We start from the raw sequence: 24,871 nt of genomic DNA, 5'->3' as shown, positions 1-24,871 counted from the left end.
TTACGTGCACTTATGTAACTGTGCAAACTTATTCGCCGCGGTCGGCGTGTCGCAGGCTAATGTGTTACCTATGCGCAGCACCATGATGGACCTCCCGTTAACCGTCTCCCGAATCTTAGAATTCGGCCGGACGAACCACGCCGCAACGGAAGTCACCACCTGGACTCCCGACGGCCCCGAGGTTTCCACTTTCGGTGCGATAGGTGCGCGTGCTGCGGCCTTCGCCAATGCGCTTGTTGACGAATTGGGCATTGACGGGGACCAGCGCATCGGAACGATGATGTACAACTGCTCCGAGCACCTAGAAGTCTTCCTCGGTGTCACCTCGATGGGCGCAGTCTTTCAGCCGCTTAATAAGCAGTTGATGCCCGATCAAATCACCCACATCATCAACCACTCGGAAGATGAAGTAATCGTCGCAGACCCTCGACTCCTTCGTATGCTTGTGCGGGTTTTGCCCGATTGTCCAACTGTCCGAGCAGTGGTTTTCATTGGCGTAGATGAAACACTCATCACTGAAGCGCTGGCCGCGTTGCCCGAAGGTGTAACCGGGTACCGCTACGAAGTACTGCTCGATGGCCGGTCCACTGTGTTTGATTGGCCGACCGTGGATGAGAACACCGCTGCTGCCATCTGCTACTCCACTGGCACGCTTGGCGCCCCCAAAGGGGTGGCCTACTCACACCGTTCGCTATACCTGCAGTCGCTGGAACTCCGCACTGATGACAGCTACGGGATTACCAACGGTGAAAAGTGGCTGTGCTGCGTCCCGATATATCACGTGCTGAGCTGGGGCGTGCCGCTGGCAGCGTTCATGTCCGGCGCACCAATGGTCTTTCCCGGTGCAGACCTGTCGGCCCGTCGCCTGTCCAAGATCATTGCCACCGACATGCCGCAGAAGGCTCAAGGTGTGCCGACCATTTGGACGCAGCTACTGGTGCACTACCTCAATAACCCACCAAGCCGCATGTCGCTGCAGGAGATTCTGGTCGGTGGTTCGCCGGTACCACCGGCACTCATCCGTAACTGGGAGAACCTCTTCGGTGTCGACATTGTCCACCTGTGGGGCATGACCGAAACGTCCCCGGTTGGCACCGTCGCCCGCCCACCTGTTGGCGTGTCCGGTGAAACCCGATGGAAGTATCGGGTCAGTCAAGGCCGCTTCTCCAACCTGCTGGAATTCCGCATTGTTGACGAAAAAGGCAAAGTTCTTGACCAGAACGACCGTAACCAGGGTGAATTGCAGGTCCGTGGGCAAACCGTCACTGGCCACTACTTGCACTCAGCAACGACAGAAGCGGGCGGTGACGCCGCGACTTTCCGCGATAAACCGGTCACTGATGCCGAAGAGAAATACACTGCCGACGGTTGGCTGCGCACCGGTGACGTCGGCTCCATCACCCCGGATGGCTATTTGACGATCCACGACCGCTCTCGCGACGTGATTCGCTCCGGCGGTGAGTGGATTTTCTCCGTGCAGCTCGAAAACCTCATCACCGAGTCGAAGTACGTCGTCGAATGTGCCGTCATCGGCTACCCCGATGCCACCTGGGGGGAGCGGCCACTTGCAGTTACGGTGCTGCTGGCCGGTGTTGAGCCATCTAAGCAGACAGCCGAAGCGCTGCGGGAAGAGCTGCGCGATAAATTGCCGTCCTGGATGCTGCCGGAATACTGGGCGTTTGTCGATAGTATCGACAAAACTTCCGTCGACAAGTTCGACAAGGTTGACCTTCGCGGTCACCTTTCCGACGGCACCCTAGACGTCATCAAGCTCAAAGGCCCTGGGGAAAAGTAACCGACTAGCCGACGGTGACTGGGCCACCGATGCCCAGCTCCAGCACGCGCAGATTCTCTGACCGGGCCTGATCCAGCAACTCAGCTGGAATAGTGTCCGTGGTCAGTGCCAAACACGTTGGGCCAGCGCCCGAGACAAAGGCTGGGAACCCTGCGTCCCGGAAAATTGACACCCACTTGGTGGTCACTGGCAATGCCTCCGCACGGTATTCCTGGTGCAGCCGATCCTCAGTCGCCGGCATCAGCAACTCTGGGTGCGCGGAAATGGCAACCGTCATCAGCGAGGAACGAGCCACATTAAAACGTGCATCCACATGCGGAATCATCTCCGGCAGCACTCTACGCACCGCATTGGTCGACGCATGGGAATTCGGAACCACAGCGGTGGCCTGAATGTTGGGATGGACCGGGATAGACACCGCGGAGTACTTGGCATCGTCACCGCTGCCATCAGTCCAGCTCACCACTGCCCCGCCTAACACGGAGGCAGAGACATTATCTGGGTGGCCTTCGAACTCACTAGCCAGCTGAATCAGCTCAGCCGAGGTGAACTCACGGTCGGCCAATGCGCCAGCCAGCGCCACACCGCCCACTGCCGCAGCAGCCGACGAACCCAAACCACGCGACTGCGGAATCTGGTTATGGCACACCATGCGGATACCCGGCGCCGTCACGTCCGCAGCACCAAAGCCCAACTTCAAGGCGCGATACACCAAGTGCTTGGCGGTCTTAGGCAGGTGATCCGCACCTTCGCCGTGAATCTCAATCTCCAAGCCGGATTCAATGACCTCGACCTCAATGGTGTCGCACAGGTCGACAGCCAAGCCCAGGGAATCAAAACCCGGCCCCAAGTTCGCAGAAGAACCTGGGACCGTGACCCGAGCTCGTTGTCCGGGGGTCAAACGCTGCATTTCTTAGATATCCATTCCTTCAAAACGCAGCACGTTGTTCACAGCGTGGACGTAATCCTTCGACTTCAAACCAGCCATAACCGCCTGCAGGTCGGCTTCCTTCGCACGGTGGGTGATAACCACCAGACGGGCGCCTGGGTCGGAATCGACCTGGCGGACAGTGCGCAGCGAAATGCCGTACTCTGCGAAGGTGTCGGCAACATCAGCCAGCACCCCAATGCGGTCTTCAATGTTCAGGTCAACGTGGTAACGGGTGAGCACCTCGCCGAATTCCTTAGTTGGCAGGTTCGCGTAGGAGGACTCCCCTGGCGCGCGACCACCGTGGACTCGGTTACGTGCCGCACCAACAATGTCGCCCAGCACTGCGGAAGCAGTTGGCGCACCGCCGGCACCACGGCCGTAGAACATCAGGCTGCCAGCAAATTCGGCCTCTACGAACACCGCGTTGAAGCTCTCGCGGACCGATGCCAATGGGTGGCGGTTCGGGATCAAGGCTGGGTAGACACGAGTGGAGATCGACTCTTGGCCGTCTTCATCCTTGATGCGCTCACAGGTTGCGAGCAGGCGGATGGTGCAATCGATGGCGCGAGCTGCCTCGAAGTCGTCTGCGGTGATCTTGGAGATACCTTCGCAGTAAACGCTGTCGGCGCTGACGCGGCTGTGGAATGCCAAGGAGGACAAAATAGCGGCCTTAGATGCGGCGTCGTGGCCTTCAACGTCGGCAGTTGGGTCCGCTTCGGCGTAGCCCAATTCCATTGCCTTCTGCAGCATTTCGTCGTAGTCGGCGCCGGTGGAGTCCATGGCATCCAAGATGTAGTTCGTGGTGCCGTTGACAATGCCGGTGATGGACGAGACGCGGTCGCCAGCCAAGCTACGGCGCAGCATGCCAACCACTGGGATGGCTGCAGCAACAGCGGCTTCGTAGTACAGGTCAACGCCTGCGGCCTTTGCTGCGTCATGCAGCTCAGCAGAGTGCGCAGCAATCATTGCCTTATTTGCAGTCACAACCGACTTGCCCGCCTGCAGTGCCTTGAGTACCAGTTCGCGTGGGTAGTCAATGCCACCGATGACTTCGACAACCACGTCCACATCGTCGCGATTAATCAGGCTGATCGCATCGTCGGTAAGCAATTCGGCCGGAACCCCTGGGCGCGGCTTGGACATGTCGCGGACGGCGACACCCTTGATTTCGTAGCTGCCTTCGATGCGGTTTTCTAGGTCGAAGCGGTACTCGTCGAGAAGGCGAACTACTTCGCTACCGACTGTGCCTGAACCCAAAATCGCAAGGCCAACCGGGGTTTTCGTATTCTTCGGCGCGGTTTCGGTCATTGTTCTAGTCACACTCCAGGCTTAAAAGGTCGTCAAGGGTTTCTCGGCGCAAAATCACTCGTGCAGTGCCGTCTTTGACCGCCACTACGGGCGGCCGGGCCAGCATGTTGTAGCGCGAGCTCATCGCATAACAATAGGCACCAGTTCCGGCAAGTGCTACCAAGTCATTGTCAATGATGTCATCTGGCCACTGCGCGTCATTAATCAGGATGTCACCAGACTCACAGTGTTTACCGACCAGGCGGGTCGGCATCATGGCGCCCGTGGTCGTACGGTTCACTACCCGACCGTCATACTCCGCCTGGTACAACGCGGTACGGATGTTGTCGCTCATACCGCCGTCAACAGCCAGGTAGCGGCGGGTCTGGTCATCGCCGACGTGGACATCTTTCACGGTGCCGACGGTATACACAGTCACCATCGACGGACCGACAATTGCGCGGCCTGGCTCAACCACAACAGTTGGCATTGGAATGCCCAGTGCAGAGGCGTGTTCGGCTACTTCCGCCAAAATGTCATCTGCCAGTGCCGCCACATTCAGTGGCTTCTCGTCAGCAGTGTAGGCAATACCGAAACCGCCACCGAGGTCCAAAATATTAAAGTGCTCGGAAATGCCAGCACCGAACTGGTTGACCACCCGGTCCACTACTTCGAGGACGCGGCGCGCAGCGATGGAAAAACCACCAGCATCAAAAATCTGGGAACCAATATGGCAATGCAACCCACGCAAAGTCAGGTTCCACGCATCTTCCACCTGCACAACGGCACGGTCGGCGCTGCCAGCGGCAATGGAGAAACCGAACTTCTGATCCTCGTGGGCCGTGGCAATGAACTCATGAGTGTGCGCTTCCACACCTGGCTTCACGCGCACCAGCACATCCTGCACGCGGTCGGCGGCCGCAGCAATCCGGTCTAGGCGTTCAATCTCCTGGAAGGAGTCCAGCACAATCAGGCCAACACCATTGGCGACCGCAGCTTCCAACTCTGCTTCGGACTTGTTATTGCCGTGGAAGGTCATATTGGCTGGGTTAAACCCGGCGCGCATGGCGATGGCCATTTCATTGCCGGAAGCGACATCAAGGTGCAGCCCTTCATCGGCAACCCAGCGCGCTACTTCCCCACACAGGAACGCCTTGGAGGCGTAGTGGACGCGATCGGCGCCGCCAAAGGCACGTGCCATGTCCCGGCATCGGCTGCGGAAGTCTTCTTCATCCAGCACAAACACTGGGGTGCCGAATTCGGCAGCCAAGTCAGGTAGGCGGATACCGCCAATGGAGACGGTGCCGTCAGCTTCGCGTTTGGCGGTGCGTGGCCAAACGTGGGCTGGGATGGCGTTGAAGTCGGGGTCATGGCGGCGAATGCCGGAGGTATCAAAACCCGTGCCCAGGTGCAGGGCTGCCATTAGGTCACATCCTTTCGGGTGCGGTCACACCGAGCAGGCCAAGGGCGTTCGCCAAAGTTTGGCGGGTAGCCATTGCCAGCGCCAGTCGTGCCGAATGCAGCGAGTTAGCTTCCTCGTCGCCGCGCGGCAGAATCTGGCAGGTGTCGTAGAAACGGTGGAAAACGCCAGCGAGTTCTTCGGCGTAACGAGCCACACGGTGCGGTTCACGCAATTGCGCAGCAGCTTGAACAACGGCAGGGAACTCACCCAGGGTGCGGATGAGGGTGCCTTCACGGTCATGGGTCAAGAGCCCATAATCAGCGTGATCAACAGTAACACCGAGCTGATCTGCGTTCCGCGCGATGGAGCACAGTCGGGCGTGGCCGTACTGCACGTAGTACACCGGGTTATTCGAATCCTGTGCGGCCCACAGGTCAAGGTCCACATCCAGGTTCTGGTCGACGCTGGAGCGAATCATCACATACCGGGCGGCGTCAATACCGATAGCGCCCACCAGGTCGTCCAGGGTGATGACGGTGCCGGCACGCTTAGACATCCGAACGGTCTTACCGTCCTTCACCAAGTTCACCATCTGACCAATGAGCACTTCGACTGCTTCTGGGTCGTGGCCTAGGGCTGCAGCGGCAGCACGCAGACGTGCAATATAGCCGTGGTGGTCCGCGCCCAGCATGTAAATGCACAGGTCAAAGCCGCGGCCGAACTTGTCGTCAGCGTAGGCAATATCACCTGCAATGTAGGCGGCATCACCATCAGACTTAATGACCACGCGGTCCTTGTCATCACCAAAGTCGGTCGACTTCAGCCACCATGCGCCATCTGCTTCATAGAGGTTGCCATTGTCCTTCAGCTTGGCGATGGCCTGGTCAACTAGACCGTCTTCGAAGAGTGAATTCTCGTGGAAGTACACGTCGAAGTCCGTGCCGAACTCGTGCAGCGATTGCTTAATGTGGCCGAACATCAGGTCCACGCCGTGGGCCCGGAAGGTTTCCAGGCGCTGCGCATCGGGCTGCTCAAGCACATCCGGCACCATGGCCACGACCTTGGCAGCAATGTCATTAATGTATTCGCCGCCGTAGCCATCTTCTGGGGTCGGCAGGCCTTGCGCTGCGGCCTCCAGGGAGCGGGCAAACCGGTCGATCTGACGGCCATGGTCGTTGAAGTAGTATTCCCGGGTTACCTTCGCACCGCGGGCGGTCAGGATGCGGCCAAGTGCGTCACCGACAGCAGCCCACCGGGTGCCGCCGAGGTGGATTGGGCCAGTTGGGTTCGCCGATACGAACTCCAGGTTCACGTTCTGGTCGGCGTAATCGTCACCGGTGCCGAACTGCTCCCCGGCTTTCAGAATTGCTGCGACCATCTGCCCTTGGGCGTCCGCCGCAAGGCGGATGTTAATGAAGCCGGGGCCGGCGACGGAGACTTCGTCAATGCCGTCGGCTTTGCCCAATTCGTCGGCAAGCTCGGTGGCGAGGGCACGGGGATTCATCCCTACCTTGCCGGCCACCTTCATGGCCAGGTTGGTGGCGTAGTCACCATGTTCGGGGTTACGTGGCCGCTCCACGGTCACTTCATCTGGCAGGACCGACGTGTCCAGGCTGCGGGATGCCAGCAGGTCATGGGCAGTAGTTTTAATGAGCGAAGCAAGATTTCCGGGAGTCACGAAATCCTATCCTAGCGGGGACGGCGCGATGGCATTAACAGCGGTAGCGTGGAAAGCAAACCCCCAGCCGAAGGACCGCCTATGCGCATTGCATTATTTGCTACGTGCATTGGGGATGCGATGTTCCCCGATGTTGTAAAGTCCACTGCCATTATTCTCACCCGGCTTGGTCACGATGTGGTGTTCCCTAAGGAGCAAAGCTGCTGTGGCCAAATGCATGTGAATACTGGCTACCAGCGGCAGATGGTGCCGCAAATCCAGAACTACGTCGAGGCTTTCGACGATTCCGACATCGACGCCATTGTTGCGCCATCCGGGTCGTGTGCCGGTGCGGTTCGTCACCAGCATGAACTGGTTGCAGGGCGTTACGGCTCCCCTGGGCTTGTTGACGGAGTCCGCCGCACTGTCGCCAAAACCCGCGAGCTTTCCGAGTTTCTTATTGACGATTTGGGGCTGACTGACGTTGGCGCCTACTTCCCGCACCGCGTGACCTTGCACCCGACGTGCCACAGTCTGCGGGTGCTGCATGTTGGCGATCGGCCACAGCAACTGCTGCGCAATGTGCGCGGCATTGATCTGGTGGAACTGCCAGAAGCCGAGGAGTGTTGCGGATTCGGCGGCACCTTCGCCATTAAAAACGCGGAAGTGTCGCAAGCAATGGTGACGGATAAGACCCGGAATGTGGTCTCCACGGGCGCCGAGTTCGTCACTGCTGGTGACGCGTCGTGCTTGATGAATATTGGCGGCGCATTGTCTCGGCAAAAGGCCGGTGTGCGGGCCATCCACTATGCCGAGATTTTGGCGTCAACCGAAGAACATCCATGGGGCACCAAGCACGCCCTGTACCAGCCGGAGGCATCGCTATGAGTGTGAATCTTGGAGTGCCGACGCTGCCACACGGCGGTGGCAATCTGCGCGGCCACGAATCTTTCCAAAAAGGCGCACATGTTGGGCTGCGCAACGTGCAGCAGCGCCACAACCTGCATAAAGCAACCCGGTCAATTCGGGCTAAGCGGGCCCATGTTGTCGACGAAATGCCGGACTGGCAGGACCTTCGGCTGGCGGGTTCGGCGCTCAAACGTGATGTACTGCGTCGGCTACCAGAGCTGCTGGAGCAGTTCGAGGCTGCGGTCACGGCGCGCGGCGGTCATGTGCACTGGGCGCGGGACGCTGCTGAAGCGAATCAGATTGTCACCGATTTGGTGCGCGCGACCGGTGAAGACAAGGTGGTCAAGATTAAGTCGATGGCCACGATGGAAATTGACTTGAATTCAGCTCTTGCCGAGGCTGGGATTCAGGCCCGTGAAACTGACCTGGCGGAGCTGATTGTGCAGCTCGGGGAGGATTTCCCGTCGCATATTTTGGTGCCGGCAATTCACCGCAACCGCGCGGAGATTCGGGACATTTTCCTGAATAAGATTGAGGGGGTCGACCCCGACCTCACCGCGGACCCAGCGGATCTGGCAGAAGCCTCCCGCGTGTTTTTGCGGGAGCAGTTCTTCAACGCGAAGGTCGCGATTTCCGGGGTGAACTTCGGGGTCGCGGAAACCGGCACCGTGTCGATTGTGGAGTCCGAGGGCAATGGCCGGATGTGCCTGACCTTGCCGGAAACGCTGATTTCGGTGATGGGCATTGAGAAGCTGGTACCGACATTCCAAGACTTGGAAGTGTTTTTGCAGCTGCTCCCCCGCTCGTCGACAGGCGAACGGATGAATCCTTACACCTCCCTGTGGTCGGGGGTGACGCCCGGCGATGGACCGCAGAACTTCCATATTGTGCTGCTGGATAATGGCCGCACCGCCACGTTGGCGGACGAGATTGGCCGCGAAGCGCTCAAATGCATCCGTTGTTCTGCGTGCCTGAATATTTGTCCGGTGTATGAACGCGCTGGCGGGCACGCTTATGGTTCGACATACCCGGGGCCGATTGGGGCGATTTTGACGCCACAGCTAGCCGGCATGGATAGCGCCTCTGACCCGAACTCTTCGTTGCCGTATGCCTCGTCGCTATGTGGCGCGTGCTTTGAGGTGTGCCCGGTGCGCATTGATATTCCGGCGGCGCTGCTGGAGCTGCGACACCGCAAGGTTGAGCAGACAAAGCCACAGCCCGAAAAGGCGATGTTTATGACGCTTGGCTGGGTGATGGGCAATCAGACGGTGTGGAATCAGGTCACCGGTTTGGCATCGTTGGGCCGCGTGTTGGGGTGGCGTTCCGGCAAGATTAAGCATCTGCCGTCCATTCTTAGCGGCTGGTCCGACAACCGTGATACGCGGGTTCCGCCGAAGAAATCTTTCCGCCAGTGGTTCGCTTCGGAGGAAGGTCAGCAGGTATTGCAGTCCGCTCGCCAGCCGCACTCCGACGAGCCGCCAGCTACCCCACCGCCAGCTCGCCCACCACATTCCAGTGAGGAGCAGTAATGACATCCGCGAAAGCTGACATTTTGGCCCGCATCCGACAGGCGAATTCGCAGGCGAACCTCGGTTTCCAAGCGCAGCCGATCCCTCGTGATTATCACCGCAGCGCAGCCGACGCCGGTGTCGACGAAGCCACATTGGTGGACCTACTCGTCGATAGGCTCATTGACTACCGCGCCGAAGTGCAGGTCGTTTCGGCGGCAGACCTACCGCACACCATTGGGCAGGTCCTTGGTTCCGCTAGGCGCGTGGGAGTTGCGCCCGGCATCAGCCAGGATTTGCTTGTTGACGTTCAGGGTGACGTCCAGCCAGACAGTATTGAGGTTCCGCCGACTGAGCTCAATGAGCTAGATGCGGTGCTCACTAGCTCTGCCGTGACCTGTGCTTTGACTGGGACTATTGTTCTGGACGGGTCGGATGTGTGCGGACGCCGGGCGTTGACGCTGGTGCCGGACCGGCATGTGTGCTTGGTGCCGCGCTCGACGATTGTCTATGGCATTCCGGAGACGATGACTCGGTTGGCCAAGGACCCTTGTGTTCCGATGACGATGATTTCTGGGCCGTCTGCGACATCAGATATTGAGTTGGAACGCGTGGAAGGTGTCCATGGGCCGCGGACTTTGCAGGTGATTATTGTCGACGACGCGTAACGCCACGGCAACGCTGGGGTGTTTTCCCACTTGCAATCCGGCAGTGCTAACATGACCAGAGTTGCCATTTGGTAGCACTGCCTCCGTAGCTCAGGGGATAGAGCACTGGTTTCCGGTACCAGCGGTCGGATGTTCGAATCATCTCGGGGGCACGAAAAAATAACCCCGCTTGACCAGCTTAAATGCTTGGTTGGGCGGGGTTTTTCGTTATTGAGTTCCGGCTGGTGGAGCAGGCATTGGCGGCCCAGCACATTCGCCACAATCTTCACTTGCCGCTAGATGCACGCGGTCAACATAGCTACGCACCAGGTCAAGATTCACCCCCTCAAGGTTGTCGAATACGAGTTCGCGAACAATACGAACATGGTCGGGAGCAGCTTCGACAATGGTGTCGTAGCCGAGTTGGGTGATGGCGACATCAATACCGCGGGCGTCGGATTCGCTCCGCTGCTTTTCTACGAGTCCGCGCTTTTCCATGCGGCCGATTTGATGGGAGAGCCGGGAGCGATCCCAAGTCAGTTTGTCGCAAAGCTCTCGCATGCGCAGGGAGCGCTGAGGGGCTTCAGAAAGCACAACTAGTACCGAAAAGTCTGCAGAGGAAATTTTCGAATGTTCCAGCAGATGCATCTCGATAGCTCGGTCGACACCTCGCGTTGCAGCCAGCACGGACCGCCAAAATGCCTGTTCAGTAGCGTTTAGCCACGGTACTTGCGCGTCGTCGCGAGAATCGTTTTCAGTCAACTGCCCCATAATTGATGACCTTACCCGCATTTTTTCAAATGCCGTATTCGCAGCTAATGAATGGTTCAACAAATGGGTGTAGACAAAGGAGCGCAACAACGTTATAGTTGACATGTCAACAACCGAGAGGAAGGAACACATCATGGCTCTTAACGCAGAATTCGCAGGTACCTGGAACGTGGACCCATCCCACTCCACCATCGGCTTCATGGTTCGCCACGCAATGGTCTCCAAGGTTCGTGGTCAGTTCAACGACTACGAAGCATCCTTCACGATCAACGCTGAAGATCCAGCTGCCTCCGCAGCAAAGGCTGTCATTAAGGCTGCTTCCGCCAACACCAATAACGCCGACCGCGACGGCCACATCCAGGGTGACGACTTCTTCGCAGTAGAGAAGTTCCCAGAAATCACCTTTGTCGCCACCAAGTTTGAGCAGACCGGCGAGACCACCGGCAAGATGACCGGTGACCTCACCATCCGCGACCACACCAACCCAGTGACCCTGGACGTGGAAACCTTCGGCGTAGCTGTCGACGCATTCGGCACCACCCGCTTGGGCCTGGAAGCTAACGGCGAAATCAACCGTAAGGACTTCGGCATCGACTGGCAGGCGCCGCTCAACGCTGGTGGCCTGATGGTCTCCGAGAAGGTCAAGCTGGAAATCGAAGTTTCCGCAACCAAGGCTGAGTAGTTTTCACAGCTGAGTAGGTTCTACTCATCCGCTGGCAGCGTGAGTTCCTCCATGGAGTATTCCGCCGCCGGCACCACCGCAGCGTAGCGTTCGGGCTCGCAGGTCAAGATCAGTACCTGCAGCCCGGACGCTGCATTGTTTAGAGCGATATTCATCCGGGTGCGTCGTAACTGGTCGGTGTATCCCAGTGCGTCGTCAATAATCACCGGTGCCACTTCCCCATCGGCGACCAAACCGGCAATCGCCAGCCGCGTCAATATATTGAGCTGCTCCTGCGCGCCACCAGAAAGCTGCGCCACATCCACAGTCACATCGTCGACGGTACGGCGGACAACTTCCAAGTTGTTGTTGAGTTCAAACTGCACACCTGACCCAAATAGCGGCGCCGCCATATGCTCCAATCGGTCCAGCAAGGGCTTTTCATACTTCTCCCGCGCCTGCTGCTGATGGGTCTCCAACGTTTCCTTCAACAACTGCGCTGCTGCGGCCCGTTCATCGGCCCGCTCAGCGGCATAAACGGCATCATCGAGCTCACTATCCAGCCGCTCCAGCGTCTGCAAACTACCTTCGGCGTCATCGACTCGACTCTTGAGCTCTGCGAGTTGCAGCTCCACCGCGCGCCGATCCTTTTCCGTTTGCCGCTTCCGGTTCCGGGCCCCCGTCAACTCTGCGGTAGCAAGCTCCAGGTCGTAGCCAGTTGCCTGCGCCTGCGCAATCTGCTCATCAAAGTCAGTAACCTGCGCTTGCGCCGCTTCAAGGTCCTGCGCCAACTGCTCATCGGAATACTCCGCAACTGCGCGCTCCAGCTCATCGGACAGTTCCTTCAGCTGCTCAGACTTCAGCTCCAACTGCTTGCTGGCCTGCGCCAAGTCACTGGCAGGTGAGCGTTCCAGCAGCGCGTCCACTGCCTCAGTCGCTGCAGCTTCAGTTACTTCCGCTTCATCAATGGCTTGCTGCGCCAGCTCCAACACTTCGCGGGCTTCATCCGCATTGTCAGCGGCCACATCCGCATCTTCCAGCTGCGCAGCCAACGCTGCTTCAGTTGCCGCTGCGGCTTCCGCTTCGTCAACAAGCGCGGTTAATTGCTGGCCCTTGAGTTCTGCGGTCAGCGCTGCGCTGGCCGCTTGGTGCTGCTGCTGAGCCTCATCGTGTTCGCGCGCCTGTGCCGCCGCTTCTTCGACGCTTGCCACACCAAGCTCCGCGCGCAATGCTGCCAAAGCGACTTCAGCCTGGTCCACGGCAATCTGCAGCTCTTGGGCGTTAGTGTCCGGACAAATCCGCACTGTGACATCATCGATAGTCAGCTCAACTTCTTCGGCCACCGGCAAGGTCTGCGGCTGCGAAAGGTCCGTGTCCACACCATTGACGCCCACCGTGCGCGGTTGCGCCGCCGAAATCTGCACGGATGCTGCCGACCGCTCGAGAATTTCTCGGCGCGCACTGGCTTCATTCTCCGCAGCCAGCAGCCTATTAACCTCATCGTTTGTGATGGTGAGTTGCGCCAACGTCGCTTTCGCAGCCGCCACATCCTGCGCAGCTTTTTCGGCCGTCGCCATCCGCTCCTGCGCCCGCTGCGATTCAGTCCGCGCCGCAAACCAATCCACCAACGCCTGCGCCTGCCCACTGCGCGTGCGTTGCGCCTTCAGTTCGGCGCGCGCAGCTGCGAGCTCTTCTCGCTTCGCTGTCACCGCAGCATCAAATTCGCCTGCAGCTTTCTGCGCAGCTTCTTTCGCTTCCGTCGCCTGCGCGACCTCAGCGGTCAGGGCAGTCAGGCGGTCGCGTTGTGTGCGCCGCGTCTCCACCATGTCGCTTTTCGACGTCACCTGCATGGCGAAAAATTCCCGCCGCTCACGCAGTTTCGTCAGCTTCTCTTCCGCGTCGCGTGCCTGCGCAAACGCAGCTTCCTTGTCATTAATCTCAGCTTCGATTCCTGGCAGGTCCGCCTCCAGCTGCGCGAATCGTTCCCGCAAGTCCCCTGATTTCGCGACAACTCGCTCCAGCTGTTTCACTCGCTGCTGCGCCTCATCACGTGGCCCAGTTAGCTCCGCGACCTTCGCATGCAGGGCCTTACGGTCCTTCGACGGTTGGCCGCCTTTAGTGAAGTACTTCAGGTATTCCGCTTTCGCCCGCCGCAGCAGCGGGGATTCCGAAGCATCATCGGTGACTTCCCCATCGGATTGCCCCAAGCCTGAGGTCAGCGGACTGATATCGCCCACATCTTTCAGCACTTCCAAAGCCACTCCTTGCTGGGCGGTCAGCGCTTTCATCAGATCCGTGTCGAGGTACTGTGCGGTGACATCCGCGAGCCAGTCTTCGGCTTCATTGCCACCGAACTGCTGCCGTTTCGGCGCTAAGACATTCAGCTCACATTTGCCGATCGCTTTCGGCGAGTACACCCGCGTCATCTGCGCGCGGTAAGGCCCCAAAGTGAACTCCACGGTCACTTCCGGCGCCACATCTTTATCCCGCCGAACCAGACTCTTCACTTTCGCATTCTGCGAGGTGTGCTTAGTCTTCGGGTCAAAGAACAGCTCAATGACCTTTAAAATCGTGGACTTTCCGGCCTCATTCGGCCCGCGAATAATGGTGACACCGGTCTCTGGGATCTGTTGCAGAGCCAACTGCTCCACCCCAGCGACGTTCTTCAGCTCCACCGAATGCAAGACAAAACTCATAGCTAGTTCACTCCCACTTCCAGGCGGTACAGCAGCGCCAACGCATCGGCGGCAGTCTGATCACCAGATTCGCTCAACTCTTGTAATTCCTCCGCCGCTGCCAAGGTGTATCCGGTCAGACCCAGGCCCGCGAGCTCCCCTTCATCCGGCAGCACCACAAAATCCTTGGTCCGTTCCCGCGGGTAGCATGCTGCGAACGTCGGCAAGCGGTGTTCTAACCCCTGCTCCAGCCGGCGGTTCTGGGCCAAGGTGACGCTGCCCACCAAGTCATATTTCACCGTGGTGCGTGCCTTGTCCGGCATCGCGTCCAACTCGGCAAAAAAGCGGTCAATATCTTCGTCAGTATTCAGGTGCGCTTGCACATTCCGGAAACGCCACTTCCCCATCGGCACCGACTGCACGTCGCATTCATCAGCGGAAATCTCGACCAGCAGTGCGTTACCGGAGTCGGGCTCTTTCTCTTCATAGTCAGTAGTTTCAATCGCTCCGGAGTACCAAAAACGCCCGCTGCTACCAATGGACTCGGTGGAATGCTTATCCCCAATGCCGACATAATGCACGCGCCCATCAGCCAGGGCCGCCTCCACCAGTTCCACATCGATAATGTTGCCGGTGTCGCCGCCGAATCCATACACCGTGCCATGCCCGACCAACACCCGGGTGATGCCCGGCGCGGCCGGTTCCAATTTCGCTAATGCATCAGCGACCGGTTCGGTGTGCGGGTAGCGCGAAAGGAAGGGCGCCCCAACGATTTCCACATTCGGCAGGTCCGCGTGGGTCACCGGAGTGTCATCGGTGAGGATGGTGACATTGTCCGGTATTTCCGCTTGATGACGTCTATAAATCGATCCCGCGTCATAAGCGTCGTGGTTGCCGGGCAGCAGGAATACGGGTTTTCCAATGGAACGCATTGCTTCCCAAGCGCGGGTGCGCACGGTGGCGGTAACAGAATTGTCGTGAAAAACGTCGCCCGCGACCACTACGAACTGGGCGTCAAGGTCAGCTAGTCGGGCGACCGCATCGATTCGGTCTTGGTCGAAACGGGGTTGTGCTTCGGCATTAGTTTGGAGTACCCGCCAGGTCATCCCCAGCTGCCAGTCGGAAGTATGGACGAATTTCACGGTCATACGTCCATTCATACCCTGCGGCTCAGATACCGTCTTCGCGCGTTAGAAAATAGAAGCAATCTTCCAGGTCTGACACCGCTTGCAAGGTATCAATTGCGGTGTAGCTGACGGTACGCATTGCTTCTTGCAGCAGCTGAATATCCGTGTCTTCCAGCGCAGATGCCGTTTTTGGGTGTGGCAGCTCCGGCAGCTCCCCGCGAATCCCCCAGAAATCGAGGTCGGCAGCATTCGCATCTGATTTCGATTGCGCACGGCGGGCAGTGGTCAAAGCCCTGCGGTGCTCCTGGACATGTGCTGGGGTGAGAGCCCGCAGCTCCAAAAGTCGGGTCGGATGCTTATCTAGCTCGGTAGCGAGGGCTTCTACTAACGCCGCGGCGTGTTTACAGGGGTATACCGGGTCGGGGCAATCACAGTGAAAACGGAGATCGTGGGCATCCGCACCGAGCAGGGCATGTCCGACAGTGTCGGAGACCACGCCCATGGTCAGGCCGTGCATGGCAGCTGGGTCGGAAGCCAGCTCGGTGAGCAGCTCCGTGCGCTGGTCTATGCCCAACGGAGTCAGGGTCATCACGGTGGTAAAAGGTTCATTTTGGCTGCCCTGTACTAGTGCAGAAACCGCGCCGTCGGAAAACTGTAGTTTCAGAATATGCTCGTCCCGGGCATACTTCCGCCCGCGCTGCAGTCGGCCCGCATCAAAGAGTTGCTCGGCTGATTGCCGCAGAAAACGCGCTGCCCACGTGCCGGGCTGCTGCGTGGTGCTTTTCTTTCGGGGCAGGTCTGCCGTCGCACGGCCACCGAAGTTGGCGTAGATAACGTTGCCGTCACCTTTACGGAAAAGTTCTGCTTTCCCGTCAGCTGTGCCGCCGCGCCTTGCTCCGCTCACGGTGATGCCTCCCCGCCTGCTTCTCGAAGTTCAACCAAATCGCGCAGCTCCGCAATACTCAGCTCGGTGATCCAGCCGTCACCTGGACTGATCACCGCATCACTGAGCTGTTGCTTTCCGGAAATAACCTCCGCGATATGTTCTTCCAACGTACCTTGTGCCAACAGCTTGATGACTTCAACATCCTTGGTCTGACCAATTCGATACGCTCGGTCAGTAGCTTGATTCTCGACTGCCGGATTCCACCACCTATCCAAATGGATAACTCTCGTGGCAGCAGTCAGCGTCAGCCCAGTGCCACCGGCCTTCAAACTGAGCATCATTGCACGCGGGCCATCTGGTTGCTGAAAATCTGCGACAATCTGGGACCGTTGGGTGCGGCTCAGACCACCGTGCAAAAACTCAATGTCGGTGCCATAACGCTGCTGCAACCACGGCAAAAGCAAGTCCCCGAATGCACGGAATTGAGTGAAAATCAGCACTTTGGCATCAGTTTGAACTGCATCGTCCATCAGTTGCTGCAGCTTGGCTACTTTGCCACTGCGATGGCGGCCGTTTCCGTCAAAAAGCCCGGAACCGTCACCCAAAAAGTGCGCCGGGTGGTTACAAATCTGCCGAAGCCGAGTCAACGCTGCCAAGACGCGGCCGCGACGGGCGATGCCGGATTGTTCAGCAACCCACTGCTGCATTTCCTCGACGTAGGCGCGGTAGAGCGCTGCTTGCTCCGCAGTCAGTGGCACAATCTGCTCCACCTCACGCTTGTCGGGCAGGTCTGCAACAATCCGCGGATCCGTTTTCAGGCGGCGCAGAATAAACGGGCTGGTAATGCGCTGGAGTTTTTCCATGGCAGCATCGTCAGACTTCGTTTCAATTGGCATCGCAAAATTGTGGCGGAAACTGCGTGAGCTACCGAGGATCCCCGGGTTGACTAGGTCCATAATCGCCCAAAGTTCTGACAGGTGATTTTCCATTGGGGTGCCAGTCAGCGCGACGCGGTTGCTGCATTGCAGCGCTCGGACGGCGCGGGCGGTACGGGTGGTCGGGTTCTTCACCGCCTGAGCTTCGTCGAAAACGATGCGGGCGAAGGGTTGCTCCGCCAACTTGTCGATATCGCGGCTCACCACACCATAGGTGGTCAGGACTAAGTCAGTGCCCGAAAAGTCGGGCTCCTTTGCGCGGCCGGCGCCGTGATGAATCCGCACGGTCAAACCCGGGGTGAACTTCGCGGCTTCGCGCGCCCAGTTATCCACCAAGGTTGTCGGTGCCACAATCAGCGTTGGACCAGGGGTACCTGCGACATCGCTCGCACCCTGCTCTTTGACCCACTGTTCCTTGTCCCATTGAACCAAGGTCAGCACCTGCAGCGTTTTTCCGAGGCCCATATCATCGGCCAAAATCGCACCAAAACTGTGGTTTTGCATATGCGCAAGCCATTCGAAACCACGTTGCTGATAGGTCCGCAGGGTTGCATTAACGCCTTTAGGTTGCGGCAAAACTGGTGGTGTGGGTGGCAACTCAGCACCGAATAGGCTGGCAGCCCAGCCAGTTCCGGTAAACGCAATGGGCAAGTCATCGTCGGTGCTTGGGGCAACAACGGCTTGCCCCCACAGCTCACGTAGTGGCTTTTCACCTTCGCCCAATGGCTGGTCGAGAGTGGTTTCGGTTTTAATGAATTCCAATGCCCGCTCGAGCATCTGCGGGTCAGCGAACACCCACTTGCCACGGATCCGCACCAGCCCAGTCTGAGCCTGCGTCAACTCCGACATTTCCGCGTCAGTCAAAGTGTCATCGCCCAGCGCTAACTGCCACTTATAGGACACCAGCTGGTCAAAACCGACCTTGCCGTCCGTGCCACCCCGCACAGCACCATAAACTTCGCCCTCCGGCGTCGTCTCCAGCACCAGCTTCGGCTGCTGCTCCGACCAGTTACGCGGCAGCAGCACCGTAATCCCCTGCCCCGCCAGCGCCTGCGCACCAGACTGCACCAGCGCCACCACTTCCTCCGGAGTGAGCACAAAGTCCATCGAGCCGGGCACCTGCTGCGCCCCATGGAGTATCGGGAACGCAGATTTCGCCAGTAACATCTGATGCGCCAACTGGTCAGTGACTTCCGGCGGCAGCACCGTACCGGCAACCTCCCGAGCAGTAATCGTCGGGGTGCTAAACAGCGCATTGAGCTGCCAAAGAGGCACGTCCTCGGTCGGTTCCGTCAGCGCAAAGTACAGTCGCGCTGGGTCTTGCGCTAGCGAACCTCGCCACCGATTCAGCAGGCGAACCAGGTCCGGTTTAAACCTGCGAAGCGGTTCACCGGACAGCAGCGTTTCCACGAACTGATGCCGCGCTTTCTTCGGCTGTGGCGCCGCCTGTAACTTCGCAGTAGCAATCGGATGCGCAAGTTCCTCGGCCATATCCGTGACAAAGTTGGCCCCAGAGTTCGTCAGCAACACTTGCGGGGCGGCTGCAGTCATATCCGCTAGCCAACTGCGCAGCTCCACCGATTGCGCGAGCGTCCAGCGTGGATACCACTCCCCGTCCGAATGTTCCGCGCGGATGAGCACCCGGCCGGCCAAGACAAATTGTTCAACCCCGATGCACATATGCGTCAAAAAGCGTAAATCTGGGGCAATAACCCCCGCATCGCTGCAGGTAGCGTGGATTCCGGTGAGCACCTCAATGGCACGACCCGGATGCCACGCCCAAGTCGGGATATTGAGGCGACGACGCTTACCCTGCGGAGTTTGTAAGGTCATCCCAATGACATGACGGGCTGGGCGCTGCGCAAGCAAACCACGAATGTACGCCGGAAGTTCAATATCAGCAGGTAGCTCCGCCAAAATCCGGTGACCGTCCGTTGCCTCCAGCCACAAGTGCAGGCCGCTGGATTCCAGCCACACTCCGTGGACGAGATAAGGCGTTTCGGTCATGCATTAGTTGTATCAGGTCAGTCAGACGGAACCGTGCGCGCCATGTTCGAGTCGATATAACTATGCCCCAAAAGCGAACAGCCCAATTTTTGTGCTTAATGACGGTTATGCCCAGCGTATTGCTTGGCTGCAGTTCACTCGTGCCGGTCCATCCGCCGGTACCCAAGGGTGACAAAGCGGTGGTTGCACAGCTGTTGACGCAGGTGAACGTGGTGCCCGAGCGGCCGGATGCGCCTGGATACTCTCGGGAGCAATTCGGTGGTGCTTGGGCCCCTGCTGCGGTGGGCAACTGTACCGTTCGGCATGAAGTTCTCGCCGCACAATATGCCACTGACCTGCCAGAACGATGCCATTTTTCTGGACACGCTCCCCGCGCCGACCCCTACACCGGTGCGCCGCTGCGCCCCCAAGCAGCTGACGTGGACCATATTTTTCCCTTGGCTGCGGCCTGGGACCACGGAGCACATCTCTGGTCGGCGGCGAAGCGCCATCAGTTTGCCAACGATGCTGACCGCAATCTGGTGGCAACCCAGGCTGCGGTCAATCGGGAGAAGTCGGATAAAACACCCGGGGCGTGGATGCCACCAGCTAAGCAGGCACATTGCTGGTACGCGCAGGTATATTTGACCGTCGCGGTTAGTTACACGCTGTCAGTAAGTGGGGAGGACCATGCTGCTCTACGTAGAGCCTGTGGGTAGAGTCGGGACGGGCACGGAAATTCCGGCTACCAGTTTTATGGAGAAAGAGATTTCATGGAATTCGTAATTATGGCGCACGTCCTGCTGGCCATTATCTTTGTTGGCCCGCTGGCAGTGTCGACCGCACTGTTCGGTGGCAACGCATTGAAGGCAGCTGGCGGCGACCAACAGGCCCTCGGCGTTGCCAAAGCAATGCACCGCATCACTAACACCTACGGCATGATCTCTCTGATTGTGCCAGCTGTCGGCTTCATCATTTTCTTTACGGACCTTAAGACCTACAAGAGCGAAGGCCTGATGCACGCCTCGATTCTGTTGACCATCGTCGCATGGGCGTTCCTGCTGTTCGTGATTGCGCCGAAGCAGGCCAAGGTACTGGCAGCGCTGGGCGACACCGAGGTGGACGCTGACGCTCCAGCTGACCTGGACATTACGAAGGCGAAGGGCCAGCTGGGCATGTTCGGCGGCATCTTCTCCCTGCTGTGGCTGATCGTGGCCGTCCTTATGTTCTTGGTGGGCTAACAGCTACTTCCCTACCCAACGCCAAAGGGCCAGAGGCGAGTTCTACAACCGAATTCTTTCCTCTGGCCCTTTCGTTATTGCGGTTAGCGCGCGCGGTGGCGCGCCTTACGATTAACGGTCGAACTTGCGACCGCCACCGTGTCCACCGTGTCCACCGCGGTGGTTATCACGGCCACCACGGCGGTCACCACGGTCATCACGACGGTCGTCGCGGCCGCGCCAGTTTCCGCCACCACGACGGTCATCACGGTCATCACGGCCACGCCAGCCGCCGCCACGACGATCGTCACGGTCCCGGCCACCACGGCGGTCATCGCGATCCCGGCCACCGCGGCGGTCGCCACGGTCGCGGAAGTCACGGCCACCACGGTCATCACGGTCGCGGCGGTGCGAAGCTGGGCGACCAGCTGGGGCACCTGGGTCAACTTGAATGTTGATGCGACGACCTGCGATGCGGGTATCCGCCAGGTTGTCAAAGACCTCCTGTGGCAGACCTTCAGGCAGTTCCACCAGAGTGAAGTCTGGGCGGATAGAGATGTGGCCGAAGTCTTCGCGGGTCAGGCCACCTTCGTTCGCCAGTGCACCGACAATCGCGCCTGGGCGGACCCCGTCACGGCGGCCCACATCCAGCTTGTAGTTGGACATTGCCCGACCATTGCGGTCGAAGTGTACTGGGTCGCGTCGATCACGGCGCTCGCCTCGATCACCGCGGTCACGGCCCCGGCGGTCATCGCGTTCACGGCGTGGCTGTTCCTTCATGAAGAAAGCTTCGCCACTGTTGGCCTGGGTGGCCAGTGCAGCTGCTACGTCAACCACTGGAATGTCGTTGGCTTCAGCGTATGCCTGAATCAGACCGCGGAAAACATCGACTTCGGAGTGCTCAAGGGACTTGGTCAGGGAATCAGCAAACTTCTGTTTGCGGGATTCGTTGACTTCGTCGACAGTTGGCAGGTCGATTTCCTTCAGTGGCTGGCGGGTTGCGCGTTCGATGGAACGCAGCAGGCGCCGTTCACGTGGGGTGACAAACAGCAGCGCTTCGCCTGAGCGGCCGGCACGGCCAGTACGGCCGATGCGGTGCACGTAGGACTCAGAGTCGTGCGGAATGTCAAAGTTGACCACGTGGCTGATGCGGTCGACGTCCAAACCACGGGCAGCAACATCGGTCGCTACCAGGATGTCCAGACGGCCGTCCTTGAGCTGGTCAATGGTGCGTTCACGCTGGGACTGGACGATGTCGCCGTTGATGGCTGCTGCAGAGAAACCGCGGGCACGCAGCTTCTCGGCGAGCTCTTCGGTTTCGTGCTTGGTGCGCACGAACAGAATCATCGCTTCGAATTCTTCGACCTCGAGGATACGAGTCAAAGCGTCGAGCTTATTGCGGTGAGAAACCTGCAGGTAGCGCTGACGGATATTCTCTGCGGTGCGGGTTTCCGACTTGACGGTGATTTCTTCTGGGTCGACCAGGTACTGCTTGGAGATCCGACGGATTGCCGATGGCATCGTTGCGGAGAACAGTGCGGTCTGCTTGGAATCTGGGGTGTCTTCCAGGATGCGTTCGACATCTTCTTGGAAGCCCATCTTCAGCATCTCGTCAGCCTCATCAAGGACGAGGAAACGCAGGCCGGAGATATCCAGGGAACCCTTTTCCAGGTGGTCGATGACACGGCCTGGGGTACCGACAATGATCTGGGCGCCGCGGCGAAGGCCGGACAGCTGGATGCCATAGGCCTGACCACCATAGATCGGCAGTACGGACACGTCGCCTGGGACGTGGTCGACGAATGATTGGAAGCTGTCTGCAACCTGCAGAGCTAGCTCACGAGTTGGCGCCAAAACCAGCGCCTGTGGGGAACGGTTCTTGCGGTCCAAACGTGCCAGGATAGGCAGCGCAAATGCCGCAGTTTTACCGGTACCGGTCTGGGCCAAGCCGACAACGTCGCGGCCTTGCATCAGGGTCGGGATGGTTGCCGCCTGAATCGGCGACGGACGTTCGAAGCCAACCTTCGCGACAGCCTCTACGATTTCTTCCGGCAGGTCCAGGTCCCCAAACCCAGCCTGGCCCTTCTCTTCTTTAGACTCTTTTTTCTCTTCAGCCTTTGCAGGCTCTTCGGTTTGTTCAGGCTGTTCAGCTACCGGCGCTTCTTCACCGGTGTCTTGCTGCTCTTGGCCTTGCTCTGGCTTCTCCTGGCCATTTTCTGGCTCGGTGTGCTCAGCTTCAGATGCGATCCCAGTCTCCGCATCCTGCTGAGCTTCCGACATATTCACATTTTCCGGCTCTTCAATGCCCCCGGACAGGCTGTCAGTTGTGCTCATTATCATTTCAGCGTACGCGTTGACGAAGCATAAAGCGATCCGCTTCTGCCTCACACGTGCAGGCTGTGGCGCATGTCATGCCCCTGCCCTATCAGTGAGCTACCCGCGGGCGACGGCGCATCCGCCGCCCAGCCACCGTAGCTAGACCCCGACTTTTTCCTTTTCGGACAGCTTTTCCATGGAGCATTTTGACGGCAAAGTTTCGCGCGTTTGAGACCAGACAACGGCAGCAATCAAGCTGACTATGCCACCCATGAGGAACCCAAACTTAAATCCGCTCGCGTCAACGACTGCACCAACAAGAATTGGGCCGGAGATGGAACCAAGGTCCAGTGCCATTTGGTAAGTCGACACGACCTTGCCGCCTGCGCGATCACTGGAGATCACATCGGCAACCACCGCTTGCAGCGGCGCGTTAATCATGCCCGCACCTGTGCCCGCAAGGAAGGATACGACCAGCAACATAGCGATACTCGTCGTAAAGCCCAACGTCGCGGTGAACATTCCACTGACAATCAGGCCGGTAGTAATGATTGGCTTACGCCCGTAGCGGTCGGAAATGCGTCCAGAGAATTGGAGCGCGATGACATTACCGAGTGCAAACACAGCCAACGCAAGACCAGCGATAGCACCATCGGAATGGAATAGCGATGCAGCAAGCAGCGGCACAATGGCCACGCGGACACCAAAGTTGGACCAACCGTTGGCAAACCCGCCGACGAGTGCGGCTCGATATGCCGGATCAAGGAGTGCCTCCCGGACAGACATCGCTGGTCGCGGTTCAGTCAGTTCCGCTTCTGCTTCTGCCGTGGTTGGACGCAGTCCCACCCAGACGACAACTGCCGCGATGAGCAGCCCAATGCCATAGATAACGAATGGCCATCGGTAGCCCAAACCAGACAGTGCTGCCCCAAGAACTGGACCCAACACGCTACCGGTGAGGAATGCCCCGCCGTAGAGAGCGCTCGCCCGGCCACGCATATGTGGCGGCGCAAGACGAACGATGAGCCCCATGGCGGAGACAGTAAACATGGTCGAACCGATGCCACCGATGGCTCGGAACACCAGTAACTGGTTATAACTTTGCGCCACTGCCAACAGCATGGTGGACAGTGCGACGATGAGTAGTCCTGCTACATACACAGGACGGAAGCTAAAGCGGTCGACAAGCTTGCCGGAGACTGGAGCCCACAGCAAGCGCATAATGCTGAAGCTGGCGATGACAATACTGCCCATCATGACAGTTGCATCGAAAAGTTGAATATATTGCGGCAGCAGCGGGGAGATGAGACCAAATCCCAACGCAATAATAAACGCCGCGGAAACGAGTACCCAGATTTCGCGTGGCATCCGCTGGTCACGGACTTGCGGCATCTGTGAATCGCCTACCTCTCTTTAATTGTAGTTCTTGCCATTTGTTGACTTGTCTATGATATCATGCCTGGCAATAGAACACAGTTTCGAAACAACTTCGAACGCTTGTCCGAAGCGTGGGCTATGTTGACGCCATGACGAAATCAACTGACCTCACTCGCCTCAACCACAACGATCTGTCTTGGTTCTATCTCAACCTTTGCCCTGACGAAATCTCGAAGCTGCAAGCTCTTATCAAGCATCCACGCTCACTCGAACGCCGCAGCCACTCCTGGCGACCACCGAGCTACTTTTTGATGCTCCCCCACGATGACGGCTGGGCTGGCTGTGAAGTCATTGTCCGAAAAACAAAACTGTCAGCCAGCTTTGCCAAACATGCCAAGCGCTACTTCCCCGAGTATGCACGCCTTGGCGGCCGCAATCTTTACCTGGCTACCGCGTCCATTGAGTTTCGTCCAGACATTGGCCCGACAACGCCGACAAACGATTGGCAAGCACTCGCCGAGCGCGCGCTGAGCTTGGTGGAAACTGCAGTAGGCCCGCTCGAAGCACCACACGTCCAGCTCAATCCGTATTCCTCGGTCGGAACCACAGTGGTGGTGAACTGGTTCTGCGATTCCACCGGCACTGCATATCCGGACTATGACAATGCTCTTGTCCGAGTGCAACAGGCTTATCATGCGGTCGCCTAGTTCGACGCCTCATCGGCGTCTTACCACCTGGGTCGCCAGTAATTAAGACAATTCTTATCCGAGCCACTACGCTT

The 24,871-nt window shown here is 58.6% G+C and carries 19 protein-coding genes and 1 tRNA gene; 9 read left to right on the top strand and 11 right to left on the bottom strand.

From position 1 onward, the window contains the following. The first annotated feature begins 70 nt into the window (after positions 1 to 70). Positions 71 to 1,795 (top strand): long-chain fatty-acid--CoA ligase, encoded by a 1,725-nt coding sequence (locus tag A3EC_RS0102850; protein WP_018023656.1) that lies wholly within the window; start codon positions 71 to 73, stop codon positions 1,793 to 1,795. Between the two features lie 4 nt (positions 1,796 to 1,799). Here A3EC_RS0102850 and thrB read toward each other — a convergent pair whose 3' ends face one another. From thrB to argS, 4 genes are read right to left on the bottom strand one after another with little or no spacing between them, the layout of a single operon-like run. Next, positions 1,800 to 2,705, bottom strand: a complete 906-nt coding sequence (gene thrB / locus A3EC_RS0102845; RefSeq protein WP_018023655.1) for a homoserine kinase — start codon at positions 2,703 to 2,705, stop codon at positions 1,800 to 1,802. Positions 2,706 to 2,708: 3 nt separating this feature from the next. Then, the gene (locus A3EC_RS0102840) at positions 2,709 to 4,034 is read right to left on the bottom strand and encodes a homoserine dehydrogenase (protein WP_018023654.1); all 1,326 of its coding nucleotides are present in this window, start codon (positions 4,032 to 4,034) and stop codon (positions 2,709 to 2,711) included. A gap of 4 nt (positions 4,035 to 4,038) precedes the next feature. Continuing rightward, the gene (gene lysA / locus A3EC_RS0102835; protein ID WP_018023653.1) at positions 4,039 to 5,436 is read right to left on the bottom strand and encodes a diaminopimelate decarboxylase; all 1,398 of its coding nucleotides are present in this window, start codon (positions 5,434 to 5,436) and stop codon (positions 4,039 to 4,041) included. A gap of 4 nt (positions 5,437 to 5,440) precedes the next feature. Continuing rightward, positions 5,441 to 7,093 carry an arginine--tRNA ligase gene (gene argS, locus A3EC_RS0102830; protein ID WP_018023652.1) on the bottom strand — a complete coding sequence of 551 codons (1,653 nt, stop codon included), beginning with the start codon at positions 7,091 to 7,093 and terminating at the stop codon, positions 5,441 to 5,443. Positions 7,094 to 7,174: 81 nt separating this feature from the next. Between argS and A3EC_RS0102825 the strand changes: the two genes are divergently transcribed. The 4 genes from A3EC_RS0102825 to A3EC_RS0102810 all read left to right on the top strand — a co-directional run bounded on the left by A3EC_RS0102825 (position 7,175) and on the right by A3EC_RS0102810 (position 10,309). Further along, positions 7,175 to 7,960, top strand: a complete 786-nt coding sequence (locus A3EC_RS0102825) for a (Fe-S)-binding protein (protein WP_018023651.1) — start codon at positions 7,175 to 7,177, stop codon at positions 7,958 to 7,960. Beyond that, complete coding sequence (locus A3EC_RS0102820; RefSeq protein WP_018023650.1) at positions 7,957 to 9,510, top strand: lactate utilization protein B; 1,554 nt, start codon at positions 7,957 to 7,959, stop codon at positions 9,508 to 9,510. The genes A3EC_RS0102825 and A3EC_RS0102820 overlap by 4 nt, the downstream gene beginning before the upstream one ends. Beyond that, positions 9,510 to 10,157 carry a LutC/YkgG family protein gene (locus tag A3EC_RS0102815; protein ID WP_018023649.1) on the top strand — a complete coding sequence of 216 codons (648 nt, stop codon included), beginning with the start codon at positions 9,510 to 9,512 and terminating at the stop codon, positions 10,155 to 10,157. The genes A3EC_RS0102820 and A3EC_RS0102815 overlap by 1 nt, the downstream gene beginning before the upstream one ends. Before the next feature lie 79 nt (positions 10,158 to 10,236). Next, a tRNA-Arg gene (locus A3EC_RS0102810) sits at positions 10,237 to 10,309 on the top strand. A gap of 55 nt (positions 10,310 to 10,364) precedes the next feature. Here the strand turns inward: A3EC_RS0102810 and A3EC_RS0102805 are convergent. Next, a complete protein-coding gene (locus A3EC_RS0102805) occupies positions 10,365 to 10,907 on the bottom strand; it encodes a MarR family winged helix-turn-helix transcriptional regulator (RefSeq protein WP_018023648.1) in 543 nt (180 codons plus the stop codon). A gap of 133 nt (positions 10,908 to 11,040) precedes the next feature. Between A3EC_RS0102805 and A3EC_RS0102800 the strand changes: the two genes are divergently transcribed. Further along, entirely contained in the window at positions 11,041 to 11,589 is a 549-nt protein-coding gene (locus tag A3EC_RS0102800) for a YceI family protein (RefSeq protein WP_018023647.1), read from the top strand. A 20-nt stretch (positions 11,590 to 11,609) separates the two neighbouring features. Here A3EC_RS0102800 and A3EC_RS11170 read toward each other — a convergent pair whose 3' ends face one another. Genes A3EC_RS11170 through A3EC_RS0102780 form a run of 4 tightly spaced genes read right to left on the bottom strand, consistent with a single transcriptional unit; the run spans position 11,610 to position 19,198 of the window. Continuing rightward, positions 11,610 to 14,264, bottom strand: a complete 2,655-nt coding sequence (locus A3EC_RS11170) for an AAA family ATPase (RefSeq protein WP_018023646.1) — start codon at positions 14,262 to 14,264, stop codon at positions 11,610 to 11,612. Positions 14,265 to 14,266: 2 nt separating this feature from the next. Further along, positions 14,267 to 15,391: a metallophosphoesterase family protein gene (locus A3EC_RS0102790; protein WP_018023645.1), complete on the bottom strand. Its 1,125-nt coding sequence runs from the start codon at positions 15,389 to 15,391 to the stop codon at positions 14,267 to 14,269. A gap of 22 nt (positions 15,392 to 15,413) precedes the next feature. Then, positions 15,414 to 16,274 carry an SWIM zinc finger family protein gene (locus A3EC_RS0102785; RefSeq protein WP_018023644.1) on the bottom strand — a complete coding sequence of 287 codons (861 nt, stop codon included), beginning with the start codon at positions 16,272 to 16,274 and terminating at the stop codon, positions 15,414 to 15,416. Next, the gene (locus tag A3EC_RS0102780) at positions 16,271 to 19,198 is read right to left on the bottom strand and encodes a DEAD/DEAH box helicase (protein WP_026162130.1); all 2,928 of its coding nucleotides are present in this window, start codon (positions 19,196 to 19,198) and stop codon (positions 16,271 to 16,273) included. Before A3EC_RS0102780 ends, A3EC_RS0102785 begins: the two co-directional genes overlap by 4 nt. A 179-nt stretch (positions 19,199 to 19,377) precedes the next feature. Here A3EC_RS0102780 and A3EC_RS12680 point away from each other — a divergent pair, with 179 nt between their 5' ends. Both A3EC_RS12680 and A3EC_RS0102770 read left to right on the top strand, forming a co-directional pair. After that, positions 19,378 to 19,896 carry an HNH endonuclease family protein gene (locus tag A3EC_RS12680; RefSeq protein ID WP_169331386.1) on the top strand — a complete coding sequence of 173 codons (519 nt, stop codon included), beginning with the start codon at positions 19,378 to 19,380 and terminating at the stop codon, positions 19,894 to 19,896. Between the two features lie 54 nt (positions 19,897 to 19,950). Beyond that, entirely contained in the window at positions 19,951 to 20,418 is a 468-nt protein-coding gene (locus A3EC_RS0102770; protein ID WP_018023641.1) for a hypothetical protein, read from the top strand. A gap of 111 nt (positions 20,419 to 20,529) precedes the next feature. Here the strand turns inward: A3EC_RS0102770 and A3EC_RS0102765 are convergent, their stop codons facing one another. Beyond that, entirely contained in the window at positions 20,530 to 22,731 is a 2,202-nt protein-coding gene (locus A3EC_RS0102765) for a DEAD/DEAH box helicase (protein ID WP_018023640.1), read from the bottom strand. Positions 22,732 to 22,872: 141 nt separating this feature from the next. Beyond that, positions 22,873 to 24,105: an MFS transporter gene (locus tag A3EC_RS0102760; protein ID WP_018023639.1), complete on the bottom strand. Its 1,233-nt coding sequence runs from the start codon at positions 24,103 to 24,105 to the stop codon at positions 22,873 to 22,875. 134 nt (positions 24,106 to 24,239) lie between these two features. On the opposite strand from A3EC_RS0102760, the gene A3EC_RS0102755 reads away from it, so the two are divergent. Beyond that, positions 24,240 to 24,797 carry a hypothetical protein gene (locus tag A3EC_RS0102755; RefSeq protein ID WP_156812803.1) on the top strand — a complete coding sequence of 186 codons (558 nt, stop codon included), beginning with the start codon at positions 24,240 to 24,242 and terminating at the stop codon, positions 24,795 to 24,797. Positions 24,798 to 24,871: the final 74 nt, after the last annotated feature.

It is taken from the genome of Corynebacterium ulceribovis DSM 45146 (genome assembly GCF_000372445.1).
Classification (GTDB): domain Bacteria; phylum Actinomycetota; class Actinomycetes; order Mycobacteriales; family Mycobacteriaceae; genus Corynebacterium; species Corynebacterium ulceribovis.
Note: the sequence above shows the minus strand (reverse complement) of the source record. Positions and strands in the feature narration are given on the sequence as shown.